27 protein-coding genes and 1 riboswitch are annotated in these 24,150 nt (G+C 71.1%); of the genes, 18 read left to right on the forward strand and 9 right to left on the reverse strand.

Annotated features, from left to right (window positions below; genetic code table 11):
- Positions 1 to 100 precede the first annotated feature (100 nt).
- From ACZ4N4_RS21140 to ACZ4N4_RS21180, 9 genes are all read left to right on the forward strand, one after another.
- On the forward strand, positions 101 to 1,627 hold the full coding sequence (locus tag ACZ4N4_RS21140; protein WP_453569016.1) for a GMC family oxidoreductase: 1,527 nt from the start codon (positions 101 to 103) through the stop codon (positions 1,625 to 1,627).
- Positions 1,627 to 3,006 carry a quaternary amine ABC transporter ATP-binding protein gene (locus ACZ4N4_RS21145; protein ID WP_467590905.1) on the forward strand — a complete coding sequence of 460 codons (1,380 nt, stop codon included), beginning with the start codon at positions 1,627 to 1,629 and terminating at the stop codon, positions 3,004 to 3,006. Before ACZ4N4_RS21140 ends, ACZ4N4_RS21145 begins: the two co-directional genes overlap by 1 nt.
- Complete coding sequence (locus ACZ4N4_RS21150) at positions 3,006 to 4,940, forward strand: ABC transporter permease (RefSeq protein ID WP_467590908.1); 1,935 nt, start codon at positions 3,006 to 3,008, stop codon at positions 4,938 to 4,940. The genes ACZ4N4_RS21145 and ACZ4N4_RS21150 overlap by 1 nt, the downstream gene beginning before the upstream one ends.
- Before the next feature lie 2 nt (positions 4,941 to 4,942).
- Complete coding sequence (locus ACZ4N4_RS21155) at positions 4,943 to 5,893, forward strand: ABC transporter substrate-binding protein (protein WP_467590911.1); 951 nt, start codon at positions 4,943 to 4,945, stop codon at positions 5,891 to 5,893.
- Between the two features lie 124 nt (positions 5,894 to 6,017).
- Positions 6,018 to 7,430: a condensation domain-containing protein gene (locus ACZ4N4_RS21160; RefSeq protein ID WP_467590913.1), complete on the forward strand. Its 1,413-nt coding sequence runs from the start codon at positions 6,018 to 6,020 to the stop codon at positions 7,428 to 7,430.
- Positions 7,431 to 7,659: 229 nt separating this feature from the next.
- Positions 7,660 to 7,905 carry a hypothetical protein gene (locus ACZ4N4_RS21165; protein WP_453569007.1) on the forward strand — a complete coding sequence of 82 codons (246 nt, stop codon included), beginning with the start codon at positions 7,660 to 7,662 and terminating at the stop codon, positions 7,903 to 7,905.
- 7 nt (positions 7,906 to 7,912) lie between these two features.
- Positions 7,913 to 8,278, forward strand: a complete 366-nt coding sequence (locus ACZ4N4_RS21170; protein ID WP_467590917.1) for a hypothetical protein — start codon at positions 7,913 to 7,915, stop codon at positions 8,276 to 8,278.
- 96 nt (positions 8,279 to 8,374) lie between these two features.
- A complete protein-coding gene (locus ACZ4N4_RS21175; RefSeq protein ID WP_453569004.1) occupies positions 8,375 to 8,695 on the forward strand; it encodes a hypothetical protein in 321 nt (106 codons plus the stop codon).
- Positions 8,696 to 8,995: 300 nt separating this feature from the next.
- A complete protein-coding gene (locus ACZ4N4_RS21180; RefSeq protein WP_453569002.1) occupies positions 8,996 to 9,340 on the forward strand; it encodes a hypothetical protein in 345 nt (114 codons plus the stop codon).
- A gap of 62 nt (positions 9,341 to 9,402) precedes the next feature.
- On the opposite strand, the gene ACZ4N4_RS21185 is transcribed toward ACZ4N4_RS21180, so the two are convergent.
- The 3 genes from ACZ4N4_RS21185 to ACZ4N4_RS21195 form a co-directional block, all read right to left on the reverse strand.
- A complete protein-coding gene (locus ACZ4N4_RS21185) occupies positions 9,403 to 9,690 on the reverse strand; it encodes a hypothetical protein (RefSeq protein WP_450754398.1) in 288 nt (95 codons plus the stop codon).
- 220 nt (positions 9,691 to 9,910) lie between these two features.
- Positions 9,911 to 10,198 (reverse strand): hypothetical protein, encoded by a 288-nt coding sequence (locus ACZ4N4_RS21190; protein ID WP_453569000.1) that lies wholly within the window; start codon positions 10,196 to 10,198, stop codon positions 9,911 to 9,913.
- A gap of 206 nt (positions 10,199 to 10,404) precedes the next feature.
- A complete protein-coding gene (locus tag ACZ4N4_RS21195; RefSeq protein ID WP_453568998.1) occupies positions 10,405 to 10,890 on the reverse strand; it encodes a hypothetical protein in 486 nt (161 codons plus the stop codon).
- A 462-nt stretch (positions 10,891 to 11,352) separates the two neighbouring features.
- On the opposite strand from ACZ4N4_RS21195, the gene ACZ4N4_RS21200 reads away from it, so the two are divergent.
- From ACZ4N4_RS21200 to ACZ4N4_RS21210, 3 genes are all read left to right on the forward strand, one after another.
- Positions 11,353 to 12,039 (forward strand): hypothetical protein, encoded by a 687-nt coding sequence (locus ACZ4N4_RS21200; RefSeq protein ID WP_467590922.1) that lies wholly within the window; start codon positions 11,353 to 11,355, stop codon positions 12,037 to 12,039.
- A 75-nt stretch (positions 12,040 to 12,114) separates the two neighbouring features.
- Positions 12,115 to 12,390, forward strand: a complete 276-nt coding sequence (locus tag ACZ4N4_RS21205) for a hypothetical protein (RefSeq protein WP_453568994.1) — start codon at positions 12,115 to 12,117, stop codon at positions 12,388 to 12,390.
- A 335-nt stretch (positions 12,391 to 12,725) separates the two neighbouring features.
- Complete coding sequence (locus tag ACZ4N4_RS21210; protein WP_467590925.1) at positions 12,726 to 13,394, forward strand: chaplin; 669 nt, start codon at positions 12,726 to 12,728, stop codon at positions 13,392 to 13,394.
- A 96-nt stretch (positions 13,395 to 13,490) separates the two neighbouring features.
- Here ACZ4N4_RS21210 and ACZ4N4_RS21215 read toward each other — a convergent pair whose 3' ends face one another.
- A complete protein-coding gene (locus ACZ4N4_RS21215; protein WP_453568990.1) occupies positions 13,491 to 13,988 on the reverse strand; it encodes a carboxymuconolactone decarboxylase family protein in 498 nt (165 codons plus the stop codon).
- 46 nt (positions 13,989 to 14,034) lie between these two features.
- Here ACZ4N4_RS21215 and pdxR point away from each other — a divergent pair, with 46 nt between their 5' ends.
- Positions 14,035 to 15,465 carry a MocR-like pyridoxine biosynthesis transcription factor PdxR gene (gene pdxR / locus ACZ4N4_RS21220; protein WP_467590929.1) on the forward strand — a complete coding sequence of 477 codons (1,431 nt, stop codon included), beginning with the start codon at positions 14,035 to 14,037 and terminating at the stop codon, positions 15,463 to 15,465.
- Positions 15,466 to 15,540: 75 nt separating this feature from the next.
- On the opposite strand, the gene ACZ4N4_RS21225 is transcribed toward pdxR, so the two are convergent.
- From ACZ4N4_RS21225 to ACZ4N4_RS21240, 4 genes are all read right to left on the reverse strand, one after another.
- Positions 15,541 to 15,762: a helix-turn-helix domain-containing protein gene (locus ACZ4N4_RS21225; RefSeq protein WP_450754410.1), complete on the reverse strand. Its 222-nt coding sequence runs from the start codon at positions 15,760 to 15,762 to the stop codon at positions 15,541 to 15,543.
- Entirely contained in the window at positions 15,762 to 16,253 is a 492-nt protein-coding gene (locus ACZ4N4_RS21230; protein ID WP_467590932.1) for a DUF2975 domain-containing protein, read from the reverse strand. The genes ACZ4N4_RS21225 and ACZ4N4_RS21230 overlap by 1 nt, the downstream gene beginning before the upstream one ends.
- Before the next feature lie 67 nt (positions 16,254 to 16,320).
- Positions 16,321 to 17,148, reverse strand: a complete 828-nt coding sequence (locus ACZ4N4_RS21235; protein ID WP_453379470.1) for a DMT family transporter — start codon at positions 17,146 to 17,148, stop codon at positions 16,321 to 16,323.
- A gap of 111 nt (positions 17,149 to 17,259) precedes the next feature.
- Entirely contained in the window at positions 17,260 to 17,436 is a 177-nt protein-coding gene (locus tag ACZ4N4_RS21240; RefSeq protein WP_467590935.1) for a hypothetical protein, read from the reverse strand.
- 14 nt (positions 17,437 to 17,450) lie between these two features.
- Between ACZ4N4_RS21240 and ACZ4N4_RS21245 the strand changes: the two genes are divergently transcribed.
- Positions 17,451 to 17,801, forward strand: a complete 351-nt coding sequence (locus ACZ4N4_RS21245) for a hypothetical protein (RefSeq protein WP_453568982.1) — start codon at positions 17,451 to 17,453, stop codon at positions 17,799 to 17,801.
- A 7-nt stretch (positions 17,802 to 17,808) separates the two neighbouring features.
- The gene (locus tag ACZ4N4_RS21250; protein WP_467590938.1) at positions 17,809 to 19,017 is read left to right on the forward strand and encodes a glutathionylspermidine synthase family protein; all 1,209 of its coding nucleotides are present in this window, start codon (positions 17,809 to 17,811) and stop codon (positions 19,015 to 19,017) included.
- A 121-nt stretch (positions 19,018 to 19,138) separates the two neighbouring features.
- On the opposite strand, the gene rocD is transcribed toward ACZ4N4_RS21250, so the two are convergent.
- The gene (rocD, locus tag ACZ4N4_RS21255; protein ID WP_467590941.1) at positions 19,139 to 20,344 is read right to left on the reverse strand and encodes an ornithine--oxo-acid transaminase; all 1,206 of its coding nucleotides are present in this window, start codon (positions 20,342 to 20,344) and stop codon (positions 19,139 to 19,141) included.
- Positions 20,345 to 20,446: 102 nt separating this feature from the next.
- A riboswitch (ZMP/ZTP riboswitch) is annotated at positions 20,447 to 20,536 on the forward strand.
- 32 nt (positions 20,537 to 20,568) lie between these two features.
- Here rocD and ACZ4N4_RS21260 point away from each other — a divergent pair.
- The 3 genes from ACZ4N4_RS21260 to ACZ4N4_RS21270 all read left to right on the forward strand — a co-directional run bounded on the left by ACZ4N4_RS21260 (position 20,569) and on the right by ACZ4N4_RS21270 (position 23,994).
- Entirely contained in the window at positions 20,569 to 22,023 is a 1,455-nt protein-coding gene (locus ACZ4N4_RS21260; RefSeq protein WP_467590943.1) for a glycine hydroxymethyltransferase, read from the forward strand.
- A 142-nt stretch (positions 22,024 to 22,165) separates the two neighbouring features.
- On the forward strand, positions 22,166 to 23,179 hold the full coding sequence (gene trpS, locus ACZ4N4_RS21265; RefSeq protein ID WP_453568975.1) for a tryptophan--tRNA ligase: 1,014 nt from the start codon (positions 22,166 to 22,168) through the stop codon (positions 23,177 to 23,179).
- A gap of 236 nt (positions 23,180 to 23,415) precedes the next feature.
- Positions 23,416 to 23,994, forward strand: a complete 579-nt coding sequence (locus tag ACZ4N4_RS21270; protein ID WP_467590946.1) for a 2'-5' RNA ligase family protein — start codon at positions 23,416 to 23,418, stop codon at positions 23,992 to 23,994.
- Positions 23,995 to 24,150 lie beyond the last annotated feature (156 nt).

The following is a 24,150-nucleotide window of genomic DNA, read 5'->3' on the forward strand; positions in this document are numbered from 1 at the left end:
CGTACCCAGGAAGCAGCGACGCGAGAAGAGCCGCCGGACGAGAGAGCGGCTACGCGAGAAGCCTCACCGAGGTCTTCGGAAGCCTTTTGGAGCACCCCCCATGTCCCAGTCCCACACCTACGACTACGTCGTGATAGGCGGCGGAACCGCGGGTTCCGTCATAGCCTCCCGTCTCACCGAGAACCCCGACGTCACGGTCGCCGTGATCGAGGGCGGTCCCAGCGACGTCGGCCGCGACGACGTCCTCACCCTGCGCCGCTGGATGGGCCTGCTCGGCGGCGAGCTGGACTACGACTACCCGACCACCGAGCAGCCACGCGGCAACTCCCACATCCGGCACAGCCGGGCCCGCGTCCTCGGCGGCTGCTCGTCCCACAACACGCTCATCGCCTTCAAGCCGCTGCCCTCCGACTGGGACGAGTGGGAGGAGGCCGGCGCCAAGGGCTGGGGCGCGGTCCCGATGGAGGCGTACTACGCCCGCCTCCTCAACAACATCGTCCCGGTCGACGAGAAGGACCGGAACGCCATCGCCCGCGACTTCGTCGACGCGGCGCAGGAGGCGCTGGGCGTCCCGCGCGTGGAGGGCTTCAACCGCAAGCCGTTCACCGAGGGCGTCGGCTTCTTCGACCTCGCCTACCACCCCGAGGACAACAAGCGGTCCAGCGCCTCGGTGGCCTACCTCCACCCCGTGATGGACGAGCGGCCCAACCTGACGATCCTGCTGGAGACCTGGGCGCACCGGCTGGAGCTGGACGGCACCCGCGCCGAGGGCGTCCACGTCCGCACCAAGGACGGCGAGGACCTGCTGATACGGGCCCGCAACGAGGTGGTGCTGTGCGCCGGCGCCGTCGACTCCCCGCGGCTGCTCCTGCACTCGGGCATCGGCCCGGCCCAGGACCTCGAAGCGCTCGGCATCCCGGCCGTGCTGGACCTCCCGGGTGTCGGCGAGAACCTCCTCGACCACCCCGAGTCGGTGATCGTCTGGGAGACGAACGGCCCGATCCCGGAGAACTCCGCGATGGACTCCGACGCGGGCCTGTTCGTGCGCCGCGACCCCGAACACGCGGGCCCGGACCTGATGTTCCACTTCTACCAGATCCCGTTCACGGACAACCCGGAGCGACTGGGCTACCGGCGCCCGGAGTTCGGCGTCTCGATGACCCCGAACATCCCCAAGCCGCGCAGCCGCGGCCGGCTGTACCTCACCAGCGCCGACCCGTCCGTGAAGCCCGCGCTGGACTTCCGCTACTTCACCGACGAGGACGACTACGACGGCCGCACCCTCGTCGACGGCATCCGCATCGCCCGCGAGATCGCGAAGACCGAGCCGCTGGCCGGCTGGCTGAAGCGCGAGGTGTGCCCCGGGCCGGAGATCCTCGGCGACGCCGAGCTCAGCGAGTACGCCCGCAAGGTCGCGCACACGGTGTACCACCCGGCGGGCACCTGCCGGATGGGCGCGGCGGACGACCGACTGGCCGTGGTGGACCCGGAGTTGAGGATCCGCGGCCTGGACGGCATCCGTATCGCCGACGCGTCCGTCTTCCCGACCATGCCGGCCGTGAACCCGATGATCGGAGTGCTGATGGTCGGCGAGAGGGCCGTGGACCTGCTGAAGGGCGGTGCGTGATGAGTAGTACGACCCCTGTGACGACCCCTGCCACACCCCCTGCCTCGACCCCTGTGTTCTCGGTCGACGGCCTGTGGAAGGTCTTCGGACCGAAGGCCGAACGCGTGCCCGCGGACCCCGAGCTGACCGGGCTCGCGCCCGCCGAGCTGCGCGCCCGCACCGGCTGTACGGCCGCCGTCCGTGACGTCTCCTTCGACGTGCGCAAGGGCGAGGTCTTCGTGGTGATGGGCCTGTCCGGCTCCGGGAAATCGACGCTGGTCCGCTGCCTGACGCGGCTCATCGAGCCCACCTCCGGCACGATCGCCATCGACGGCGAGGACGTCCGTGCGATGGACAAGGGCCGGCTGCGGGAGCTGCGCCGGCACCGTGCGGCGATGGTCTTCCAGCACTTCGGGCTGCTGCCGCACCGGTCCGTCCTCGACAACGTCGGGTACGGCCTGGAGATCCAGGGCGTCGGCAGGTCCGAGCGGCGCAGGCGGGCCGCCGAGGTCGTCGCCAAGGTCGGTCTCGAGGGCATGGAGCAGCGCCGTCCCGGCCAGCTGTCCGGCGGCCAGCGCCAGCGGGTGGGGCTGGCGCGGGCGCTCGCCGTCGACCCCGAGGTGCTCCTCTTCGACGAGCCGTTCAGCGCGCTCGACCCGCTGATCAGGCGGGACATGCAGGAGGAGGTGGTCCGCCTGCACCAGGAGGAGGGCCGCACGATGGTCTTCATCACGCACGACCTGAGCGAGGCGCTCAAGCTCGGCGACCGCATCGCGCTGATGCGGGACGGCCGGGTGGTGCAGCTCGGGACGCCGGAGGAGATCGTGGGGTCCCCGGCCGACGACTACGTCCGGGAGTTCGTGCGGGACGTGCCGCGCGAGCAGGTCCTGACGGTGCGCTCCGCGATGAGGCCGGCGAAGGACGGGGAGGCCTCGGCGGGACCCGCGGTCGGCACGGCCGCGACGGTCGCCGAGGCGATCGACGTGGTGGCGGGGGCCGGCGCCCCGGCGCGGGTCGTGGACGGGGACCGGTGCGTCGGCGTCGTCGACGCGGACACGTTGCTCGGCGTCGTGGCGAAGGGGGCTGTGGGCAGTCATTCGGCTGCGGGCCGTGGTGGGCTGGTCGCGCCCACGCGGCAGAGCCGCACATGTCAGAGCCCCCCGCCCCCAGGTGGGGAGGGGGACGGCCCGTCGCGAGGTCCCGCAGCCGACAGTTCCGCCGCCGCGGGCGGGCCGGACGCCGACTCAGCCGACTCAGCCGCGGGCAGTCGTGCCGCTGGGGCGACGGGGGTCCCCCCGATCGAGCGAAGCCGAGAGCCGGGGAGGGTGGGCGCGGCGGCACCCCGCGAGCGCGGGCAAGTGCAACCCCCCGCCCCCCGCACCAGTCCGGAGGGTGTCTGATGGCGACGATCACTGTCCCGAGCCCCCGTCGCATGGCCCTGCCCGCCAGCCAGGCCGTGCGCAAGCTCCTCGCCCTGGCCGTGGTCGCCGCGGTCCTCGTCCCCCTCGCCGACTCCCACTGGACCAGCGCCGCCTGGCCCCACACCCTCACCGTCGACCTCTCCGCACCGCTCACCTCCGCCAGCAACTGGGTCATCGACAACCGCGACACACACCCCCTCTTCCTCTACTTCCTCGGCTACATCAGCAACGCCGTCGTCCTCGCCGTCCGTGTCGTCTACCTCGCGCTCCTCGCCGCGGGCTGGCCCGGCGTCACCGTGCTCGCCGCCGCCGTCGCGCACCGCGTCGCCGGCCTCCGGCTCGCCGCCGGTACGGCCGCCGCGTTCCTCGCCTGTGGTGCCCTCGGCATGTGGGTGCCGACGATGCAGACCCTCGCCCTGATGGTCGTGGCGGTCCTCGCGTCCGTCGCCGTCGGCCTGGTCCTCGGCCTCGGCGCCGGTCTCTCCGACCGGCTGCACCGCGCCCTGCGTCCGGTCCTTGACACCATGCAGGTGCTCCCGGCCTTCGCCTACCTCCTCCCCGTCGTCCTGGTCTTCGGTATCGGCGTCCCCGCGGCCGTGCTCGCCACCGTCGTCTACGCCGCCCCGCCCATGGCCAGGCTCACCGCCCTCGGCCTGCGCGGCGCCGACCCGGAAGTCCTGGAGGCCGTGGACTCCCTGGGCGCCACCCGCAGGCAGCGGCTGCTGACCGCCCGTCTCCCGCTCGCCCGCAAGGAACTCCTGCTCGGCCTCAACCAGACGATCATGATGGCGCTGTCGATGGCGGTCATCGCCTCCGTCATCGGCGCCGGCGGCCTCGGCGACCGCGTCTACCAGGCCCTCGCCTCGGTCGACGTCGGCGCGGCCCTCGCGGCCGGCATCCCGATCGTGCTCCTCGCGGTCGTCCTGGACCGCATCACCGCCGCGGCGGGCGACCGGGGCGACACCCGCCCCTCCCCGCTCGGCCTCCTCTACGCCCTCGCCGCCACCGTGGCCGTCGCCGTCGCCGCCCGTCTCCTCGGCGACCTGGACTGGCCCGCGGCCTGGACCCTGAACTTCTCCGAACCGGTCAACCGTGCCGTCGACTGGATGACCGCCCACCTGTACTCGGGCGTCCCGGTCGTGGGCGGTACCGCCGATTGGGCGGCCCACTTCACCACCTGGATCCTGGACCCCGTCCGGTCGGGCCTGCAGTGGCTGCCCTGGTGGTCGGTGCTGCTCATCGTCGCCGCCCTGGCCTGGCTGATCGGCACCTGGCGCACCGCGCTCACCGCCGTCCTCGCGATGGCCGCGATCGGTGTGCTGGGCGTGTGGGAGCCGTCGCTGGACACGCTGTCCCAGGTCCTCGCGGCCGTCGCCGTCACCCTCGTCCTCGGCTTCGCGACCGGTATCGCAGCCGCCCGCAGCGACCGCGTCGAACGCGCCCTGCGCCCGGTCCTGGACGTGTTCCAGACCATGCCACAGTTCGTGTACCTGATCCCGGTCGTCGCCCTGTTCGGCGTCGGCCGCGCCCCGGCCGTGGCGGCCGCCGTCGTCTACGCGCTGCCCGCCGTCGTACGGATCACCGCCCAGGGGCTGCGGCAGGTCGACCCCGCCGCCCTGGAGTCCGCGCGGTCGCTCGGCGCGACCGGCCGTCAGCAGCTGTGGCAGGTCCAACTGCCGCTCGCACGGCCCGCGTTGCTGCTCGCCGTCAACCAGGGTGTGGTGTTGGTCCTCGCCGTCGTCATCATCGGCGGCCTGGTCGGCGGCGGCGCCCTCGGCTACGACGTCGCCTTCGGACTCGCCCAGGGCGACCTGGCGACCGGGCTGGTGGCCGGTGCCGCCATCGTCTGCCTGGGCCTGATGCTCGACCGCGTCACCCAGCCCACGGAACGCCGTACGGGGAAGGGAGCCTGACCATGCGTCGTACGACCCTCGTGGCCGCCGCCTCCGTGCTGGTCCTCGCGACCGGCTGCGGTGCCGCCGACATGACCAAGCAGGCCTCGCCCTTCGCCAACGCGCAGGGATCGAAGACCGTGACCCTGTCCGTGCAGTCCTGGGTCGGCGCGCAGTCCAACGTGGCCGTCGCCCAGTACCTCCTCGAACACGAACTCGGCTACCGCGTCGACACCGTGCAGGTGGACGAGGTGCCCGCCTGGGACGCGCTCAGCCAGGGACGCGTGGACGCGATCCTGGAGGACTGGGGCCACCCGGACCAGGAGAAGCGGTACGTCGAGGACAAGAAGACCATCGGCCGTGCCGGGGACCTCGGGGTCACCGGGCACATCGGGTGGTTCGTGCCGACCTACCTGGTCAAGCAGCATCCCGACATCACGAACTGGAAGAACCTCAACAAGTACGCCTCCCTCTTCCGCACCGCGGAGAGCGGCGGCAAGGGCCAACTCCTGGACGGGTCACCGTCGTACGTCACCAACGACAAGGCGCTGGTGAACAACCTGAAGCTGGACTACCAGGTCGTCTTCGCCGGTTCCGAGGCCGCCCAGATCACCCAGATGAAGCAGTTCGCCAAGGAGAAGAAGCCCTTCCTGACCTACTGGTACTCGCCCCAGTGGCTGTTCAAGAAGGTGCCGATGACCGAGGTGAAGCTCCCGGCGTACCGGGAGGGTTGTGACGCCGACGCGGCCAAGATCGCCTGCGCCTATCCGCACACCCCGCTGCAGAAGTACCTCAACGCGGACTTCGCGAAGAGCGGTGGCAAGGCAGCGGCCTTCCTGAAGAAGTTCAAGTGGACGACCGAGGACCAGAACGAGGTCTCGCTGATGATCGCCGACCAGAAGCTGAGCCCTCAGGAGGCCGCCAAGAAGTGGGTGGACGACCACCCTTCGGTGTGGAAGAAGTGGCTGTCCTGAGCCGCTTCCGTCAACTCGTTCGAGGTGTCACACGTCTCGCTGAAAAGTGGGCGACACAGCGGCCATCGCTCGCGCACGGCTTTGACTTGATCAAGCTGGTGTCTTCTGTGAAGGAGACGCCATCGTGCGAATTTCTGACATTCAGCGCTGCGAGGTCCGGCCCGGACGGCTAGTCGAGTGGACGTTCAGCCCGGCGACCGTCGCGGCCGCGACAGCGCTGCCGCCGGATCCGCGGCCGCCGGCGTACATCCAGGAGTCGCACATCAGAACGGCGCGGGCGGTGCGCGAGGACGGGTTGTTCGTACCGACCTGGCTCGGCACGGCGTTCGACCTGCCGGGCCGGGCCGACCTCGACGCGCTGGAAGAGGCCCTGCACGGCTGGACGTTGCGTCACGAGACGCTGCGCAGCGGCTTCCGTTGGGTCGGCGACGACATGCACCGGTTCACGCTCGACGCGAACGACGTGACGCTGCACCGCGAGGTGGTCGGCGACTTCGCCGACGCGGAGGTGCTGACCCGTTACCTGCAGGACCGGTTCGACGTCGCGGCGGACGCGCTCGACTGGCCGAACCTCATCTACGCGGCGGTCGTCCGTGACGACTCCACCAGTGTGTACATGGCCTTCGACCACACCAACGTCGACGCCTACTCCCTCCAGCTCACCTCGAACGAGATCCACGGGCTGTACACGTCGGGTGTCACGGGGCGGCCCGTCACCGGTACGCCGGTGGGAAGTTACGTCGACTTCTGCCGGCACGAGCGGGCGAACGCGGACGGGATCGACGACACACACGCGATCGTCGCGCGTTGGCGGGAGTTCATCGCCCGGTGTGACGGGAGGCTTCCCGAGTTCCCCGTCGACCTCGGTCTGCAACCCGGTGGCGCGCTGCCCGCCCAGAAGCTGATGTGCGAGCCGCTCGTCGACGCGGACGCCGCCGCCGCGTTCGAGGCGCACTGCCGCCCTTACGGCGGCAGCCTGGTGGGCATCCTGGCCGCGACCAGTCTGATCGTCCACGAGCTGGGCGGGCAGCCGGTCTACCGCACGGTCGTGCCGTTCCACACCCGGCTGAAGTCCGAGTGGTCGGACTCCGTGGGCTGGTACGTCGGCGGCGCACCCATCGAGGTGCCGGCGGCACGGGACTTCGACGGCGCGCTCGCCACGGTCCGCGCCGAACTGCGGGCCAACCGGTCGCTGGCGCGCATTCCGCTGGCCCGCGTACTGCGTCTGCTCGGTGCGGACTTCCGGCCGACCTCGCCCGACATGTACTCGATCGTCTCGTACGTGGACGCCCGCCTCACCCCCGGCTCGGCCGACTGGAGCGAGCAGAAGACGTACGGGCTGATCCGGGTGTCGTACGGCGACCAGGTGTGTGCCTGGGTGAGCCGACTGCACGAGGGGCTGTGGTTCGCCTGCCGTTACCCGGACACCGAGGCCGCCTACAAGAACGTGCGGCGATATGCCGAGAAGTTGCGGGACTTGATCGCCTCCGTGCCGGCGAGCGATCACCTGCGGGCCGCGCAGCCGGAACTCCTCTGACCCAACTTCCCTCTGATACGACCGTATTGGTATCGGCGTCTTTATGCGGCCAACCACAACTCGCGTCCCCGTACCGTCAATTGGCGTCCGTCTGGTGATTTCGTCGGGCTATATGCCCCATGGGGAACACGGATCTCCCGTGCGGTAAGACGCATGCGGCTACTGCTAGTGTTTGCGCGGTCACGCTAGGCAATCGGTCTCGATGTACAGAAAAAGAATCGAGGTTTCCATGCGCAAGCTTCAGAAGGTCGTGCTCGCGGCGGTGGCGGCGGCCGGCGGCCTGTCTGCCCTCGGCGCCGGCACCGCTGTCGCCGACAGCTCCGGCAACGGGCTGCAGGTGTCCGACCTCTACCGCCCCTACCAGGAATGCAGTCCGCAGACGGTCGCCGAGAACGACGTGCCGATCGGTGTGCTTGGTCTCGCGGGCACCACGGACACCACCTGCGGCCAGTACAACACCGCTTTCAGAGGGTGAGCTTGACATGGTGAACAGGAAGAAGATCGCGGCCCTCTCGGTGCTCGTCGGCGGTCTCGTCGCGTCCGGTGCCGGCGTCGGCCAGGCGTATGCCGCAGCGGACCCGGGGGACTGCACCCGTGACCTCCTGGGCAACCTCACCTGCACCCAGCGGTTCAAGGGCGAGGTCCCCGAAGGCGAACTCCCGCCCCATCAGGACACCTGCCAGACGGTGCAGCCTCTGGAGGTGCCCGCCGTCCTGGGCAGCGGGAGGGCGCGGCTCGGGCCCGAGGTGACCTGTTCCCCCTCGACGTGGGGGTCGACCGGCACCCGCGAGGACCGGCACGCGCGGCGGTGGCGGGCGACGACGCGAGGCGAGAACGACGCGACATGACCGAGTGTAGATCCTGAATGACTACGAAATGTGTGTATATGCTCACATTGTGTAGTCAAGCCGGGCTGTCCTGCCCGGACAAGAAAGGGTCACATCATGCGTAAGTTTCAGCGCGCCGCGGTCGTAGCGGCGGCGATTGCCGGCCTGTCCTTCGTCGGTGCCGGGGCCAGCTTCGCCGCCGGCGGCGAGGACGCGGGCCAGGGCGTCACCGCCGTGGCCAACTCGTCGGCCAACGCCGTCGCCGTCGGCAGCGGTTACTACGGCGCGGCGCAGCCTCAGGGCCAGCCCGAGGCGCAGCCGCAGGGTCAGCCGGAGGGGCAGCCGGAGGGTCAGCCGGAGGAGCAGAAGGCCGGCCCCGACCAGTCTGAGCAGCCCGAGCAGGGGTACGGCCAGCAGCAGGGCGGCGAGGGCGAGTAACGGCGTACCGAGGACTTGTCCTCTCGGCGCCGTCACGAGCGCATCGGCCTCCTTCGGAAGCCCGAGGAACATCGCACGAACTCCGGGGTCCGTTCAGCGGCTTGCTGAGTGACACCCCGTGGCGAAGGCAGCCCGGACGCACCGCTCCCTCGGGGCACGCGTCCGGGCTGCCGCCATCCTGTCGTCGGTAGCGGTCGCCGCCGCGTCCCGGCGCAGGATGCCCTGATTCGACCTTCTCGGGCCCGGACGCACGCCGGTAACGGCACGCGACCGGGCCTCTTTTGCAAAGGAAAGCAGCACATGTTCACTCGGCAGAAGATTGCCACCGTCACGGGCCTCGTCGGGAGTCTCGCGGCGATCTGCGTCGGCGCCGGACACGCGTACGCGGACGGCCACTCGGGCGACTGCAAGACCAACGCGCAGGGCGACACCGTCTGCGTCCGCAAGAGCGAGATCCACTCCGACAAGGACGGCACGCACGTCATCCGGCAGACACAGAACTGCGACACGACCGACCGGCCGAGCGTGGTGTATCCGGAGGACGGACTGCTGGGCAGCGGATCCACGAACGCCGGGCCGGAGGTGGACTGTTCCAACACGGCGGAGCTGCCCAAGGGCTTCAAGAAGCCGCACATCGAGTTCTGAGCGCCATTGACAGATCCCGGTGCCCCGGCCGTTGCCGGGACACCGGGATCTGTCGTTTCGGCCTACTTGCCGAAGCTGTTGTTGCAGCCCATGTCCGAACCGAGGTGGCTCTGCTGGGCACCGGCGTTGCCTTCGCCGTTCAGCAGGTTGCCGCCCAGGCCGTTGCCGATGCCGACCTCGCCGAGGATGTCGACGTTGCCGTCGTGCGACGTGCAGGTGCTGCTCTGCCGGATGTCGAAGCTGTCGCCTCGCTTGTGGCCGCCCTGGTCGGCGTGGGCGGCGCCGGCGCCCAGGAGCCCGATGCTCCCGAATGCGGCGAAGAGGACGGCAGCCATACGTACCTTGTGCATTTCATCTCCGGTGAGGTGAGGTAGACGCGATCGGTGAAAAGATCGACATCCTTGACCTGAAGGTTGATACGAAATAACCGAGATAATCCAGCGGCGCGCCGAACTCGCGTAATTTTCGCTACCTCGGAGGTCTGCCGACGCACACAAATGGTCCCGGCGCAGGCCTGAAGCCCGGCACCGGGACCATTTGTCAACCGACGTTTTCGCGCCGATCAGATTTTCAGAAGGCGCTGTTGTTGCAGCCCATGGTGGAGCCGATGTCGGTGGCCTGGGCGCCCGGGTTGCCCTCGCCGTTCAGCGCGTTGCCCAGGACGCCGTCGAGCAGACCGACCTCGCCGAGGACGTCCAGGTTCAGGTCGTGCGACTTGCAGTTGGAGCTCTGCTGGATGTTGAACTTGTCGCCGTGCTCGCCGCCCTTACCGCCCTGGTCGGCGTGGGCCGTGCCGCCGACGAGTCCGATGCTGCCGATTGCGGCGATCAGGACGGCAACGTTGCGAAGCTTACGCATGTCATCTCCGGGGAGTGAGTGGGTGCGATCTGTGGGAGATCGACTTATTACAGTTACGGGAGATTAGTACGAAATACGCCAATGATGGCGACGACGCGCCGATTTCGCGATCACAAGGCGAAAGCACCCGAAAGTCGTATCGCGTCGACATGGACCCGTCGGTGGCGATTTTCGACAACTCCCCGCCGCGCGGCGACGTTTGGCCGTCATCCCTGGCGCGCGTTGGCGAGCGAGTTCGACTGGCTGTTGGCCTGGGAGCAGTCGATGCCGCGGGTCTGGGAAGCGGCGAGCAGGGCGACCGGGACGTTCGCGTCGAGCAGGCTCTGCGGGCTGCACTCCTGGGACGGACGGAACATGTTGGTCTGGCTCACCGGGGCGGCCTGGCCCTGCGCCGGCTGCGGGGCCGGCGAGGAAAGCTGCGGGTTGATCTGCGGGTTCAGCTGCGGATTGATCTGCGGGGCGACCTCGGTGGCACGCTGCGGGGGCGCCTGCTGCGGGGCCGGCGAGCCGTAGGACTGCGCGGTCGCCTGAGCGGAGGCGGCCGAGGCGGCCTGGGCGTCCGGCTGTGAAACGGGAGGCGGCACAGCCCCGTTGTAGGCGGCGGGAGTGACGGCGGAGCTTGGGCCGGCACCGACGGCGGTGAGACCTCCGGCTGCTGCGACGACGAGCGCGACCCTACGAAGCTTGCGCATGGAATTCTCGGCCCTTCATTGACCTGTGCACGGAATCTGATGAAATGCTTATGACAGCGCAGTTTTCGCTGTTCCTGCCGCCCCTGCGCGGCTGCGGTGAACCATCGTTCTTGCCCCGTGGGGAACGAGACGCGCGCAGACCCAGAAACGGTCGCCGGGTCGTGGTCACCCATTTGCCGCAGGGTGTGCGGGTGATGAAGTCCGCCCCGTGGGGAGGCAAATGGGTGACGGGCTTTTGGATCCCGTGACCGCAGCCGCTCGATCGTCGTTCCGACGAGGAGAGGGCAGCGACCGTGGACCTGAAGAGGGTGAGGCAATCGCTGTCGGCTCCGAATGCGAAGTCCGCGTGCTTATCGGAATTAATGCTGCCGGCGATGCAGTACGAGTATCACACCGACTGCACGTGCGACCGCGCTGAATGCAATGGACTTCCCCATCAGGTATCGAAGGGCCGAGGGTTTCATGCGCAAGCTTCACAAGGCCGCGCTCTTTGCAGTGGCGGCCAGCGGTCTGTCCGCACTCGGCGGCGGTGTCAGTCATGCCGCTCCCATCGGACAAGGCAGTCCCGCCCCGGCTCCGGCTCCGGCTCCGGCTCCCGAGCAGTTCGCTCCCCAGCCGGCCCCGGCACCCGCGCCCCAGCCGGTCCAGCAGGCAGCGCCCGCGCCCGCCCCACAGCCGACCGGTTACGCCTCCAGCACGGCCTCCTCGCAGGGAGTTGCGCAGGCCGCCACCACGCCGTACCCGCAGCAGGCGGCCCCGCAGTACCCGCAGCAGGCGGCACCGCAGTACCAGCAGCAGGCCCCTCCTCCCTACCAGCAGCAGGCCGCGCCGCAGTACCCGCAGCAGGCCGCCCCGCCGCAACCGGTCCAGGCCGCCCCCGCGCAGCCGGCCCAGGTGGTGCCGCAGGTCATGCCCCAGGTCATGCCGCAGGTCGCCCCGCAGCTGGCCGTACCCCAGGTACCCCAGAGCTTCGCCTCGCAGGCGCCGGCGATCGTCGCCCCGCAGGTGAACCCCCAGCTCAACCCGCAGGTGAACCCGCTCCTCAGCCCGCAGCTCGGGTCGCCGGGCGCGCCGCAGCTCTCCCCGGTCGGCCTCGGGCAGGTCGCGGCACCTCCGGTCGGCCAGCTGGGGCTGCCCCGGCTCGGCTGACGGCCGCGCCGGCGAACATCCGCACGTTCCGCACGACCTCTTGCAGATTCCATCCGCCAGACCAATGGAGAACCCATGCGCAAGTTCCACAAGGCAGTCCTCGTGGGCGCCATGCTCGGCAGTGTCGGCTCCTTCGGTGCCAACACCGCGTCCGCTCACGACGACCTGGGCCGCGACCTCGACATCACCCAGGCCACCGAGTGCCGTTCGCACGACATGAACATCGAGGTGATCGGCAGCGTCGGCGCGATCACCGGTCTGGCGGGCAACCTGCTGAACGGCGAGGGCAACCCGGGCGCACAGCAGAGCCACCTCGGTTCGGACATGGGCTGCAACAACCAGGCGCTCTGACACCTCGCCGCCGCCCGCCCGGCCTGTGCCGCCACAGGCCGACGCGCGACAGCCGCCGGCCGCGTCGATCCTCGGCCGGGTGCCCCCGCCGTCGTGCGCGCATCCGCTGCCCGAAGCGAACCTCGGCGCAGCGAGACGTCGGCGGGGCGCCGGACCGGACGACCGTGGCACGACTCGCCTCGTCTCGTCCACGGCCGGGCGGGTCCGCACGATCCAGCCCGGCACGCCCGTATCGCCTCGATACCGGCCCAAAAAGGTACTACTTATTTCGCTTTGCTTGGATTTCGCCGATCGCGGGTGAGTGCCCGCGACGTGTCTGGAAGGGCAGGGAACCCATGAAACGGGCTACCCGAAACAGTGTGATCGCCTTCGCCGTCGCGTCTGGTGCGATGGCGGTCGCGGGGCCCGCGTGGGCCGACTCGGCCGCGGACGGTTCCGCGGCCGGCTCGCCCGGGCTGGTGTCCGGCAACGACATCCAGTTGCCGGTGCACATCCCGGTGAACGTGTGCGGGAACACCGTCGACGTCGTCGGGCTCCTCAACCCCGCGATGGGCAACCGGTGCGCCAACGAGGGGGGCAAGTCCGCGGAGAAGAAGGAAGGGGCAGCGGCCGTCGGCAGCGCCCACGACTCGCCGGGCGTCCTCTCCGGCAACAACATCCAGCTTCCGATCGACGTTCCCCTGAACGTCGTCGGCAACAGCGTGAACGCGGTGGGTGTCGGCAATCCCGTCTTCGGCAACGAGTCCGTCAACGGCCATCCCGACGAGCCCGGCCCGTCCACACCTCCCCCGCCCCCCGTCCGCCACCAGCCGTCACACCCGGCCAAGGCCCACCCGGCGCCGAAGCCGCCCGCCACCGTCGTCCGGCAGCGGACGACCGGCACGCTCGCGCACACCGGAACGGGCAACCCCTGGGCGCCGGCGGCCGCGAGCCTGGCCTCGCTGACGGCCGGAGTGGTGCTGTACCGGCGCTTCCGCCCGAGGACGGTCAGCCACGTGGGGTGATCCCGGCCGCCCCGTTCGACGGAGCCCGGCGGCGATCTCCCGGACCGCCGCCGCGGCCCACCGCCGGAGCCCCGGCCCGCACGTCACCGGCCCTGCTCACGCGTGCTGCCCCGGCGTGTAGTGCCCCGGCACCAGCCGGCAGGTCACCCCGAACCGGTTCCAGGCGTTGATGACCGTGATGGCGGCGATCAGCTGCGCCAGCTCCGCCTCCTCGAAGTGCTTGGCGGCCCGCTCGTAGACGTGGTCCGGCACGAAGCCGTCCGTCAGGACGGTCACCGCCTCCGTCAGTCCCAGCGCCGCCAGCTCCTTCTCGGTGTAGAAGTGCTCGGACTCCTCCCAGGCGCTGAGCTGGATGATCCGCCCGACGCTCTCGCCCTGCGCCAGCGCGTCCTTGCTGTGCATGTCCACGCAGAGCGCACAGCGGTTGAGCTGTGAGGCCCGGATCCTCACCAGCTCCAGGAGCTTCGGGTCGAGGCCCTTCCGGGCGGCGGTGTCCAGCCGGACCATCGCCCGGTAGACGTCGGGCACCAGCTCCGACCAGGCCAGACGGGGGGTGTGCTCCGGTGCGTACGCAGTGGGGTGTTCTGTGGTCATATCTCGACCCTAGGAGCCAGGCAGCCCAGGAGTATGGTCCATTTCCATGGGGAAAACATGGGCCACTCTGGGCTTCGACCTCCATCTGGAACCGGCCGGTCCGGGGCTGCGCCGGGGCCTGACCGACGCCCTGCGCGAAGCCGTCCGCGGCGGCCGGCTGGTCCCCGGCACCCGGCTGCCCTCCTCCCGGTCCCTCGCCGTCGACCTGGGCATCGCCCGCAACACCGTCGCCGACGCCTACGCCGACCTGGTCGCCGAGGGCTGGCTCACCGCCCGCCAGGGCTCCGGCACCCGGGTCGCGACCAGGGAGCCGACGGCGTCGCCGTCCGGGCGGCACGGAACGACGCCCGCCACCGGTACCACCGCCCACCACCCCGCCTACGACCTGCGCGCCGGCCACCCCGACGTCTCGGTCTTCCCGCGCACCGAATGGCTCAGGGCGGCCCGCCGCGCCCTCACCGCCGCCCCCAACGAGGCCTTCGGCTACGGCGATCCGCGCGGCCGCGTCGAACTGCGCACCGCGCTCGCCGCCTACCTCGCCCGCGCCCGGGGGGTGCGCGCCGACCCGGAGCGCATCGTGATCTGCGCCGGGTTCGCGCACGGCCTCGGGCTGCTCGGCCGGCTGCTGCGGGACCGTGGGGCGGACACGGTCGCCGTGGAGTCGTACGGCCTCGACGAACACTGGCAGCTGCTGACGGCGGCCGGACTCCGTACCCGCCCGCTGCCCTTCGACGAACGCGGCACGGACACCAGGGGGTTGGCGCAGGGACCGGCCGCGGTGCTGCTGACCCCCGCCCACCAGTTCCCGATGGGCGCGCCGCTGCACCACGACCGGCGGGCGGCCGTCGTGGACTGGGCGCGGCGCACCGGCGGCCTGGTCCTGGAGGACGACTACGACGGCGAGTTCCGCTACGACCGCCGTCCCGTCGGCGCCCTCCAGGGCCTCGCCCCCGACGAGGTCGTCTACCTGGGCACGGCCAGCAAGTCCCTGGCGCCCGGACTGCGGCTGGCCTGGATGGTGCTGCCGCCGGGTGTGGCCCGGGAGGTGACGGCGGTCAAGGGCGGCGTGGACACCTGCGGGGCACCGGACCAGCTGACCCTCGCCGAGTTCATCACCTCCGGCGCCTACGACCGGCACGTCCGCGCGTCCCGCTCCCGCTACCGGCGCCGCCGGGACGCCCTGGTCGCGGCCCTCGCCGAGCGCGCCCCGGAGATCCGGGTCACCGGCATCGCGGCCGGCCTGCACATGCTGCTGCGGCTCCCGCCCGGCACCCAGCACCGGGTGATCCGGGCCGCCGCCGCCCAGGGCCTCGCCCTCGACGGCCTCACCCCGCGCCACCGCCACCCCGACGCGGTCACCGCACCCCTGGACGCCCTCGTCCTCGGCTACGGCACGCCCGCCGACCACGCCTGGTCGGGGGCGCTGGACGTGCTGTGCACGGTGCTGTCGGGCCCGGCCGTGACCGGCGTCGGGTGAATCCCCGGACCGAGTTCCGGTACGACGGCCCGGAAATCACCTGCGGAGGCGCTTTCTCGCCCGCCCGGGGGCACGTCATCCGCCGGCGGCGTCCTCGGCCTCCCAGCGCAGCAGGTCGCCCGGCTGGCACTCGAGCACCTCGCAGAGCGCGGCGAGCGTCGCGAACCGTACTGCCTTGGCGCGGCCGTTCTTGAGTACCGCCAGGTTGGCGGGCGTGATCCCCACCCGGTCCGCGAGCTCGCCCACGGACATCTTCCGCTTGGCCAGCATCACGTCGATGTCGACGGCGATCGGCATCAGATGACCTCGTCCAGCTCGGCCTGCATCTGCGCCGCTTCGACGTCGCGCGCGACGGCCTGGGCGAGCAGCATCCGCAGGACGAGCACGATGAGCGCGACCCCGAGGATGGCCAGGCCCACCCCGCCCATGATGATCGTGACGCCCGGGTCGTCCCGCTGGCCGGGCGCGTTGAGGGCGGTGACCGTGAACCACAGCAGGGCGATCGCCACGATCGCGCCGATCACCCTGTCCACGTACCGGAAGGCCGCGTCGGAGAACACGGTTCCGCGCCGCACCATCGTCACCAGCCGCCACACGCAGACCAGGGCCACCTGGGCCGACACCATGCCCAGGATCGTGATCACGCGGAACGCGGTCAGCGGGAGCGACCCGTCCTCGGGATCGTTCCCCCTGGCGAGCGTCCACACCATTCCCGCCTGCACGAACACGGTGCCGGTGAGCACCACCGCGAGCACGGCGCGCAACGCGCGCACTGTCAGCTTCCCCACGACCCATCCTTCCATCGACTGGCGATGGGAATCTATCGTTTCTCGATAGGTGTGACAAGGGTGGGGCTCAGTCCTCCTCGACCCTCTCCGGCGCCTCCCCGAACCGGGCCAGCGCCAGCGCCCCCGCGACGGCCACGGTGAAGCCGAGCACCCCGAGCCAGGCGAGCCCCTCGCGGGTGCGGTCCCCGAGCCACACCACGCCGATGGCCGCCGGGCCGATCGTCTCGCCGATCACCATCCCGGCCGTCGCCGTGGTCACCGAGCCGCGCTGCAGCGCCGAGGTCAGCAGCAGGAAGGCGCCGCCGCCGCCGACGAGCAGTGCGTAGGCCGCCGGGTTGGTGAGCAGCCCGCCCGGCCACAGGGTGTCGATGAGCCGCACCGACACCTCCACCACCCCGAACCCGAACCCCGCTCCGAGACCCAGCAGCAGCGCCCGCCACCGACCGGACAGCCGACCGCCGACGAGCCCGAGCAGCAGCACGCCCACCGCGGTCGCGAGCATCGCGTACTTCAGCGCGTCGGACCCGGCCCGGTCGCCCTCCGGCCCCGACGCCAGCCCCAGCATCGCGAGCCCCGCGCACACCACCCCCACCGCGCCCCACTCCAGCCCGCTCAGCCGCACCCGCAGCAGCCGGGCCGCGACCACCGCGGTCACCGCGAGGCTGGACGCCAGCGCCGCGCTCACCGCGTAGATGGGGAGCGAGCGCAGCGCCAGGATCTGGAACACGAACCCCAGCCCGTCCAGCCCCAGCCCGACGAGGTACCGCCACTGCCGGACGGCCCGCAACAGCAGCGCGGCCTCCCCGCCCGTACCGTCACCGGCCGCCCGGGCGGCCATCGCCTGCAGAACCGTCGCGGTACCGAAGCAGAGCGCCGCGGCGAGCGCGCACACCATTCCAAAGAGCACAAAGGGACTGTAGGGGAGGGGGTAAGGAGTGAAGTGATCGGGGGAAGGCGGGACGGCGGGCCCGGGACGGTGCCCGGACCCGCCGTCGCAGCCGGTGCGTCAGCTGGCGCCGGCCAGCCAGGCGGTGGCGTTGAGGGCGAGGGCGGCGTTGGTGGCGCCGCTGTCGTTCCAGCCGTCGTACAGCGTGCCCAGGGTGGCTGAGTCCGTTCGTCTAAGCTGTCGCCGGACACCCGGCCGACGATCACTCGACTGCCGTCGGCCCACCGCACGCCACACGGGGGAAAACGAACATGGCTGACGCACGCCGACAACTCCGCTCGGGCACCGTGATCCTCGGCGGCATGGGTCTTCTGGCCGCCGCCCTCACCGCCTGCTCCTCCGACCCCGACAAGCGCTGCGTCGACCGCAACAGCTACACCGCCACCAAGGGCTACCAGGTCGTCTCCGACAAGAACTGCGGCTCCACCAAGACCGCTGTCAACGGCGCCTACTACTACGGCGGCAAGAAGAGGAGCGGCTGGGTCAGCGGCGGCTCGTTCACCAAGCCGGCCAAGGGCTCCGGCGGCTCGTCCAGCGGCGGCCACAGCGTCCACCGCGGCGGGTTCGGGCACGGCGGCGGCCACGGCAGCTCCGGCGGCTGACCCCACGATGGAGCGCCGTACCGTCGCACCCCGCCCCGACTGGCAGCGGACCGTCGAGGAACAGGGCCTGATCTACCCCCTCACCCGCCATCCCGACGGCGTCCTGCGCCCGTACTGGGACGAGAGCGCCTACTACGTCTTCACCCTGGAGGAGGTGGAGGCGCTGGAGGAGGTGGTCGAGGAGCTGCACGCCATGTGTCTGGCCGCGGCCGGCCACATCGTGGCGCAGGATCGTTTCGGCGAGCTGGGCATCACCGACCCCCGCATACGCGCCGCCGTCACCGAGTCCTGGCACCGCCGCTCCGAACTCCCCTCCCTCTACGGCCGTTTCGACCTCCGCCACGACGGCACCGGCCCGGCGAAACTCCTGGAGTACAACGCCGACACCCCCACCTCACTGGTGGAGGCCGCTTCGGCCCAGTGGTTCTGGATGGAGGACCGCTTCCCGGGCGCCGACCAGTGGAACAGCCTCCACGAACGCCTCGTCGACGCCTGGCGGCGGCAGGCCCGGCTGCTCCCGCCCGGCATCCCCCTTCACTTCGCCCACTCCTCCGCCGACGAACTCGGCGAGGACCTGATGACGGTCGCGTACCTGAAGGAGACCGCCGAGCAGGCGGGCCTGGACACCGAGTGGATCTCCATGGAGGAGATCGGCTGGGACACCCTCTCCGGCCGCTTCGTCGACAGCCGGCTCCGGTTCATCCGCAGCTGCTTCAAGCTCTACCCCTGGGAATGGCTCACCACCGACGCCTTCGCCGGCCACGTCCTCGACACCCTGGACAACGGCGGCGGTACGGGCAGCACGATGTGGATAGAGCCGGCCTGGAAGATGCTCCTGAGCAACAAGGCCCTGCTGGCGATCCTCTGGGAGCTGTACCCGGGACACCCGAACCTGCTGCCGGCCTACGTCGACGGCCCGAGGGAGCTGGCGGCCGGCAAGGGGTACGTCAGCAAGCCGCTGCTGGGCCGGGAGGGAGCCGGCGTGCGGGTGCACCCGCCGGGCGCGGCGGCCGCCGGCGACGAAGCGATGCCGTCAGGCACACGCGACGAGGCCTGCTGCTACCAGGAGCTGGCCCCCCTGCCGGCCTTCGACGGCAACCACGTGGTGCTGGGCGCGTGGGTGGTGGGGGACGAGCCGGCGGGCCTGGGCATCAGGGAGTCGGCGGGCCTGGTGACGGACGACTACGCGCGCTTCCTGCCGCACGTGATTCTCTGAACGCCCCGCACAGGGGCCCCCGCAGGGGCGCGGGGCGGTACCGGCTCTGCGGCCACCGCCGCCTGGGCGCGGCAAGCCACCACGCACCGGCACTCGCGCTCCTCCCGCGGTGGCACCCCCCTCAGGTGCTCAGAACCTCCCACAACTGCTCGACCCCCCACTCCAGATCCTCCTCCGCCACCACCAGGGGCGGAGCCACCCGCACGGTCGCCCCGTGCGTGTCCTTCACCAGCACCCCCCGCTCCATCAACCGCTCCGACACCACCCGCCCCGAACCCACCCCCGGATCCACGTCCACGCCCGCCCACAGCCCCCGCCCCCGCACGGCGGTCACCCGCCCACTGCCCGCGATCTCCGCCAGCCGCCGGTGCAGGACCTCCCCCAACTCGGCGGCCCGCTCCTGGTACTCACCGCTGCGCAGCATCGCGATCACCTCCAGCGCCACCGCACAGGCCAGCGGGTTCCCGCCGAAGGTGGACCCGTGCTCGCCGGGCCGGAAAACCTCCAGCACCTCGGCCCGGGCCACCACCGCCGACACCGGCAGCACCCCGCCGCCCAGCGCCTTCCCGAGGACATACACATCCGGTACGACCCCCTCGTGCTCGCACGCGAAGGTCCGCCCGGTCCGCCCGAGCCCGGACTGGATCTCGTCCGCGACGAACAGCACGTCCCGCTCGCGCGTCAGCTCCCGCACCCCCGCCAGATAGCCCTCCGGCGGCACGATCACCCCGGACTCGCCCTGGATCGGCTCCAGCAGCACCGCCACCGTGTTCTCGGTCAGCGCGGCCCGCATGGCCGTCAGGTCGCCGTACGGCACGATCTCGAAGCCCGGGGTGTACGGCCCGAAGTCCGCCCGTGCCTCGGGATCGGTCGAGAAACTGATCACCGTCGTCGTACGGCCGTGGAAGTTTCCGCCGGCGACCACCACCTTCGCCCTCTCCGACGGCACCCCCTTGACCCGGTAACCCCACTTCCGGGCGGTCTTCACGGCGGTCTCCACCGCCTCCACGCCCGTGTTCATCGGCAGCACCATCTCCATCCCGCACAGCTCCGCCAGTTCCGTGCAGAACGCGGCGAACCGATCGTGGTGGAAGGCGCGGGACGTCAGCGTCACCCGCTCCAGCTGCGCCTTCGCCGCCGCCACCAGCCGGGGGTGGCCGTGCCCGAAGTTCAGCGCCGAGTAGCCCGCCAGGAAGTCCAGGTACCTGCGCCCCTCCACGTCCGTCATCCACGCCCCCTCGGCCGTGGCGATCACCACCGGCAGCGGGTGGTAGTTGTGCGCGCTGTGCGCGTCGGCGGCGGCGATGAGGGCTTCCGTAGTGGTCACGGCGACTCCAGAGAACGCGGCGAGGTGCCCCCTTACTACCCTCTGCCGCTGCCCGACTGGTGGACGCCACGGCCCCCGGACCCGGCGTGCCGGGTAGTCTGACCAGCGGGCCGTGACTGGCGCGCTGGGATGGGACCGACCATCGGGGAGCGGCCCGCGTCTGATCGAGTGCCGTGCGCCTGGGCCGAACCGTGAACGCCGAACGCCATGTCCGGAGGTCCCGAATGTCAGACAAGTCCGCGCCCCTCTCCACCGAGTCCACCGCGTACCGCGCCGCCCTCGACGTGATCCGCGCGGTCGAGCCGCGGGTCGCCGACGCCATCGGCCAGGAGGTCCACGACCAGCGCGAGATGCTCAAGCTGATCGCCTCCGAGAACTACGCCTCCCCGGCGACCCTGCTCGCGATGGGCAACTGGTTCAGCGACAAGTACGCCGAGGGCACCGTCGGCCGTCGCTTCTACGCCGGCTGCCGCAACGTCGACACCGTCGAGGCGCTCGCCGCCGAGCACGCCCGCGAGCTGTTCGGCGCCCGGCACGCCTACGTCCAGCCGCACTCCGGCATCGACGCCAACCTGGTCGCCTTCTGGGCCGTCCTCGCCGACCGCGTCGAGGTCCCCTTCCTGGAGAAGGCGGGCGCCCGCCAGGTCAACGACCTCTCCGAGGCCGACTGGGCCGAGCTGCGGCAGGCCTTCGGCAACCAGCGGATGCTCGGCATGTCCCTGGACGCCGGCGGCCACCTCACCCACGGCTTCCGCCCGAACATCTCCGGCAAGATGTTCGACCAGCGCTCCTACGGCACCGACCCGGCGACCGGCCTGATCGACTACGAGGCGCTGCGCGTCCAGGCCCGTGAGTTCAAGCCGCTGATCCTGGTGGCCGGCTACTCCGCGTACCCCCGTCTGGTGAACTTCCGGATCATGCGGGAGATCGCCGACGAGGTCGGCGCGACCCTCATGGTCGACATGGCGCACTTCGCGGGCCTGGTCGCAGGCAAGGTCCTGACCGGTGACTTCGACCCGGTCCCGCACGCCCAGATCGTGACCACCACCACCCACAAGTCGCTGCGCGGCCCGCGCGGCGGCATGGTCCTGTGCGACGACTCCCTGAAGGACCAGGTCGACCGTGGCTGCCCGATGGTCCTCGGCGGCCCGCTCCCGCACGTCATGGCCGCCAAGGCCGTCGCCCTCGCCGAGGCCCGGCAGCCCGCCTTCCAGGACTACGCCCAGCGGATCGTCGACAACTCCCGCGCACTGGCCGAGGGCCTGACGCGCCGCGGTGCCACCCTCGTCACCGGCGGCACCGACAACCACCTCAACCTGATCGACGTCGAGTCGTCCTACGGCCTCACCGGCCGCCAGGCCGAGACGGCCCTCCTCGACTCCGGCATCGTCACCAACCGCAACGCGATCCCGGCCGACCCGAACGGCGCCTGGTACACCTCCGGCATCCGCATCGGCACCCCGGCCCTGACCACGCGCGGCCTGGGCACGGCCGAGATGGACGAGGTGGCGGCCCTGATCGACCGCGTCCTGACGGCGACCGAGCCGGGCACGACGAAGTCGGGCGCCCCGAGCAAGGCCTCCCACGTCCTGGACGAGAAGGTGTCGACGGAGATCGCCCAGCGCGCGACGGACCTGGTCGCGGGCTTCCCGCTGTACCCCGAGATCGACCTGGGCTGATCAACGCCGCCGGGGGACAGCGCCCCCCGAGGGGCGCGGGGAACTGCGCGACCAGCCACTACGGCGCCGCAGTTCCCCGCGCACCGGACAACCCTCCGCCTCGGAGACCAATCCCGCCCCCACCCTCTGAGAGAATGGGGGCATGGCCTCTGATCGACCCCGCGTGCTCTCCGGTATCCAGCCCACCGCCGGCTCGTTCCACCTCGGCAACTACCTCGGCGCCGTCCGCCAGTGGGTAGCCCTCCAGGAATCCCACGACGCCTTCTACATGGTCGTCGACCTGCACGCGATCACGATCCCGCAGGACCCCGCCGACCTGCGCGCCAACACCCGCCTCGCCGCGGCCCAGCTGCTCGCCGCCGGCCTGGACCCGGACCGCTGCACCCTCTTCGTGCAGAGCCACGTCCCCGAGCACGCGCAGCTCGCCTGGGTCATGAACTGCCTCACCGGGTTCGGCGAGGCCAGCCGGATGACCCAGTTCAAGGACAAGGCGGCCAGGCAGGGCGCGGACCGCGCCAGCGTCGGCCTGTTCACGTACCCGATCCTCCAGGTCGCCGACATCCTGCTCTACCAGGCCAACGAGGTGCCGGTCGGCGAGGACCAGCGCCAGCACGTCGAGCTCACCCGCGACCTCGCCGAGCGCTTCAACGGCCGCTTCGGCGAGACCTTCGTGATCCCGAAGCCGTACATCCTCAAGGAGACGGCGAAGATCTACGACCTCCAGGAGCCGTCGATCAAGATGAGCAAGTCGGCGTCCACGCCCAAGGGCCTCATCAACCTCCTGGACGAGCCGAAGGCGACGGCCAAGAAGGTCAAGAGCGCGGTCACCGACACCGACACGGTCATCCGCTACGACGTGGCGGCCAAGCCGGGCGTCAGCAACCTCCTCACCATCTACTCCACCCTCACCGGCAAGTCGATCGCCGAGCTGGAGCAGGAGTACGAGGGCAAGATGTACGGCGCGCTCAAGACCGACCTCGCCGACGTCATGGTCGAGTTCGTGACCCCGTTCCGGGAGCGCACCCAGCAGTACCTGGACGACTCGGAGACGCTCGACTCGATCCTCGCCAAGGGCGCGGAGAAGGCCCGCGCCGTCGCCGCCGAGACCCTGGCCCAGGCCTACGACCGGGTGGGCTTCCTGCCCGCCAAGCACTGACCCGCCAAGCACTGACCCGGACCCGCCAAGCGCTGACCCGCCGAGCACCGGCGGAGCGCCGACGGTACCGAGCGGGGCGCCGGGGGCGCTCGGGGCGCTCCGGGGAGCGCACGGGAGCGCTGCACATCACTTCGGCCACGGCTGCCCGGAAGGCGGCCGTGGTCGTACAGTCGATAGCCGGACGGCCGGGTACGAACCCGACACGCGTCCGACCATCACGACCGACAGGAGATGACGTGGGGACCGTAACGATCGGCGTCTCGATCGCGGTCCCGGAGCCTCATGGCAGCCTGCTCCAGGAGCGGCGCGTGGGCTTCGGCGACGCCGCGGCCCACGGCATCCCCACGCACGTCACGCTGCTGCCGCCGACGGAGATCGCCGAGGGCGGGCTGGCCGCCGTCCAGGCCCACCTGGGCGAGGTCGCCGCGGTGGGCCGGCCGTTCCCGATGCGGCTGTGCGGCACGGGCACCTTCCGGCCCCTTTCGCCGGTCGTGTACGTCCGGGTGGTCCAGGGGGCGGACGACTGCGCCTGGCTCCAGCAGCGGATCCGCGCCGCGTCCGGGCCGCTCGACCGCGAGCTGCAGTTCCCGTACCACCCGCACGTCACCGTCGCGCACGGGATCGACGAGGCGGCGATGGACCGGGCCTTCGCCGAGCTGGCGGGGTACGAGGCCGATTGGTCCTGCATGGGGTTCGCGCTCTACGAGCAGGGTTCCGACGGTGTGTGGCGGAAGCTGCACGAGTACGTGTTCGGGGGCTCCGTCGTGCCGCCTCAGGTGGGGCACGCGGAGCGGGGGACCATCGCCAGTCGGTAGCCGCACGTCGGCACAGCTCCGCACCCCTGAAGGGGCGTCACAGCCGACCGGAACCAGACCGGCGGCCGTCGAACCAGATCGGCAGCCGCCGGAACCAGATGGGCAGCCGTCGGTACTGGATCGGCAGCCGCCGGAACCAGATCGGCAGCCGTCGGT

This window comes from Streptomyces sp. NPDC026538, assembly GCF_055567535.1.

What these genes read in the sequence shown, in the direction of transcription:
- ACZ4N4_RS21165 (WP_453569007.1), top strand. Translation starts at nt 7,660, where the DNA reads ATGCGCAAGCTTCAGAAGGTCGTGCTCGCGGCGGTGGCGGCGGCCGGC.
- ACZ4N4_RS21170 (WP_467590917.1), top strand. Translation starts at nt 7,913, where the DNA reads ATGGTGAACAGGAAGAAGATCGCGGCCCTCTCGGTGCTCGTCGGCGGT.
- ACZ4N4_RS21195 (WP_453568998.1), bottom strand. Translation starts at nt 10,890, where the DNA reads ATGCGCAAGCTTCGTAGGGTCGCGCTCGTCGTCGCAGCAGCCGGAGGT.
- ACZ4N4_RS21190 (WP_453569000.1), bottom strand. Translation starts at nt 10,198, where the DNA reads ATGCGTAAGCTTCGCAACGTTGCCGTCCTGATCGCCGCAATCGGCAGC.
- ACZ4N4_RS21140 (WP_453569016.1), top strand. Translation starts at nt 101, where the DNA reads ATGTCCCAGTCCCACACCTACGACTACGTCGTGATAGGCGGCGGAACC.
- ACZ4N4_RS21145 (WP_467590905.1), top strand. Translation starts at nt 1,627, where the DNA reads ATGAGTAGTACGACCCCTGTGACGACCCCTGCCACACCCCCTGCCTCG.
- ACZ4N4_RS21215 (WP_453568990.1), bottom strand. Translation starts at nt 13,988, where the DNA reads ATGACCACAGAACACCCCACTGCGTACGCACCGGAGCACACCCCCCGT.
- ACZ4N4_RS21180 (WP_453569002.1), top strand. Translation starts at nt 8,996, where the DNA reads ATGTTCACTCGGCAGAAGATTGCCACCGTCACGGGCCTCGTCGGGAGT.
- ACZ4N4_RS21185 (WP_450754398.1), bottom strand. Translation starts at nt 9,690, where the DNA reads ATGCACAAGGTACGTATGGCTGCCGTCCTCTTCGCCGCATTCGGGAGC.
- ACZ4N4_RS21260 (WP_467590943.1), top strand. Translation starts at nt 20,569, where the DNA reads ATGTCAGACAAGTCCGCGCCCCTCTCCACCGAGTCCACCGCGTACCGC.
- ACZ4N4_RS21250 (WP_467590938.1), top strand. Translation starts at nt 17,809, where the DNA reads ATGGAGCGCCGTACCGTCGCACCCCGCCCCGACTGGCAGCGGACCGTC.
- ACZ4N4_RS21210 (WP_467590925.1), top strand. Translation starts at nt 12,726, where the DNA reads ATGAAACGGGCTACCCGAAACAGTGTGATCGCCTTCGCCGTCGCGTCT.
- pdxR (WP_467590929.1), top strand. Translation starts at nt 14,035, where the DNA reads ATGGGGAAAACATGGGCCACTCTGGGCTTCGACCTCCATCTGGAACCG.
- ACZ4N4_RS21245 (WP_453568982.1), top strand. Translation starts at nt 17,451, where the DNA reads ATGGCTGACGCACGCCGACAACTCCGCTCGGGCACCGTGATCCTCGGC.
- trpS (WP_453568975.1), top strand. Translation starts at nt 22,166, where the DNA reads ATGGCCTCTGATCGACCCCGCGTGCTCTCCGGTATCCAGCCCACCGCC.
- ACZ4N4_RS21205 (WP_453568994.1), top strand. Translation starts at nt 12,115, where the DNA reads ATGCGCAAGTTCCACAAGGCAGTCCTCGTGGGCGCCATGCTCGGCAGT.
- ACZ4N4_RS21175 (WP_453569004.1), top strand. Translation starts at nt 8,375, where the DNA reads ATGCGTAAGTTTCAGCGCGCCGCGGTCGTAGCGGCGGCGATTGCCGGC.
- ACZ4N4_RS21150 (WP_467590908.1), top strand. Translation starts at nt 3,006, where the DNA reads ATGGCGACGATCACTGTCCCGAGCCCCCGTCGCATGGCCCTGCCCGCC.
- ACZ4N4_RS21200 (WP_467590922.1), top strand. Translation starts at nt 11,353, where the DNA reads ATGCGCAAGCTTCACAAGGCCGCGCTCTTTGCAGTGGCGGCCAGCGGT.
- ACZ4N4_RS21155 (WP_467590911.1), top strand. Translation starts at nt 4,943, where the DNA reads ATGCGTCGTACGACCCTCGTGGCCGCCGCCTCCGTGCTGGTCCTCGCG.
- ACZ4N4_RS21235 (WP_453379470.1), bottom strand. Translation starts at nt 17,148, where the DNA reads ATGGTGTGCGCGCTCGCCGCGGCGCTCTGCTTCGGTACCGCGACGGTT.
- ACZ4N4_RS21225 (WP_450754410.1), bottom strand. Translation starts at nt 15,762, where the DNA reads ATGCCGATCGCCGTCGACATCGACGTGATGCTGGCCAAGCGGAAGATG.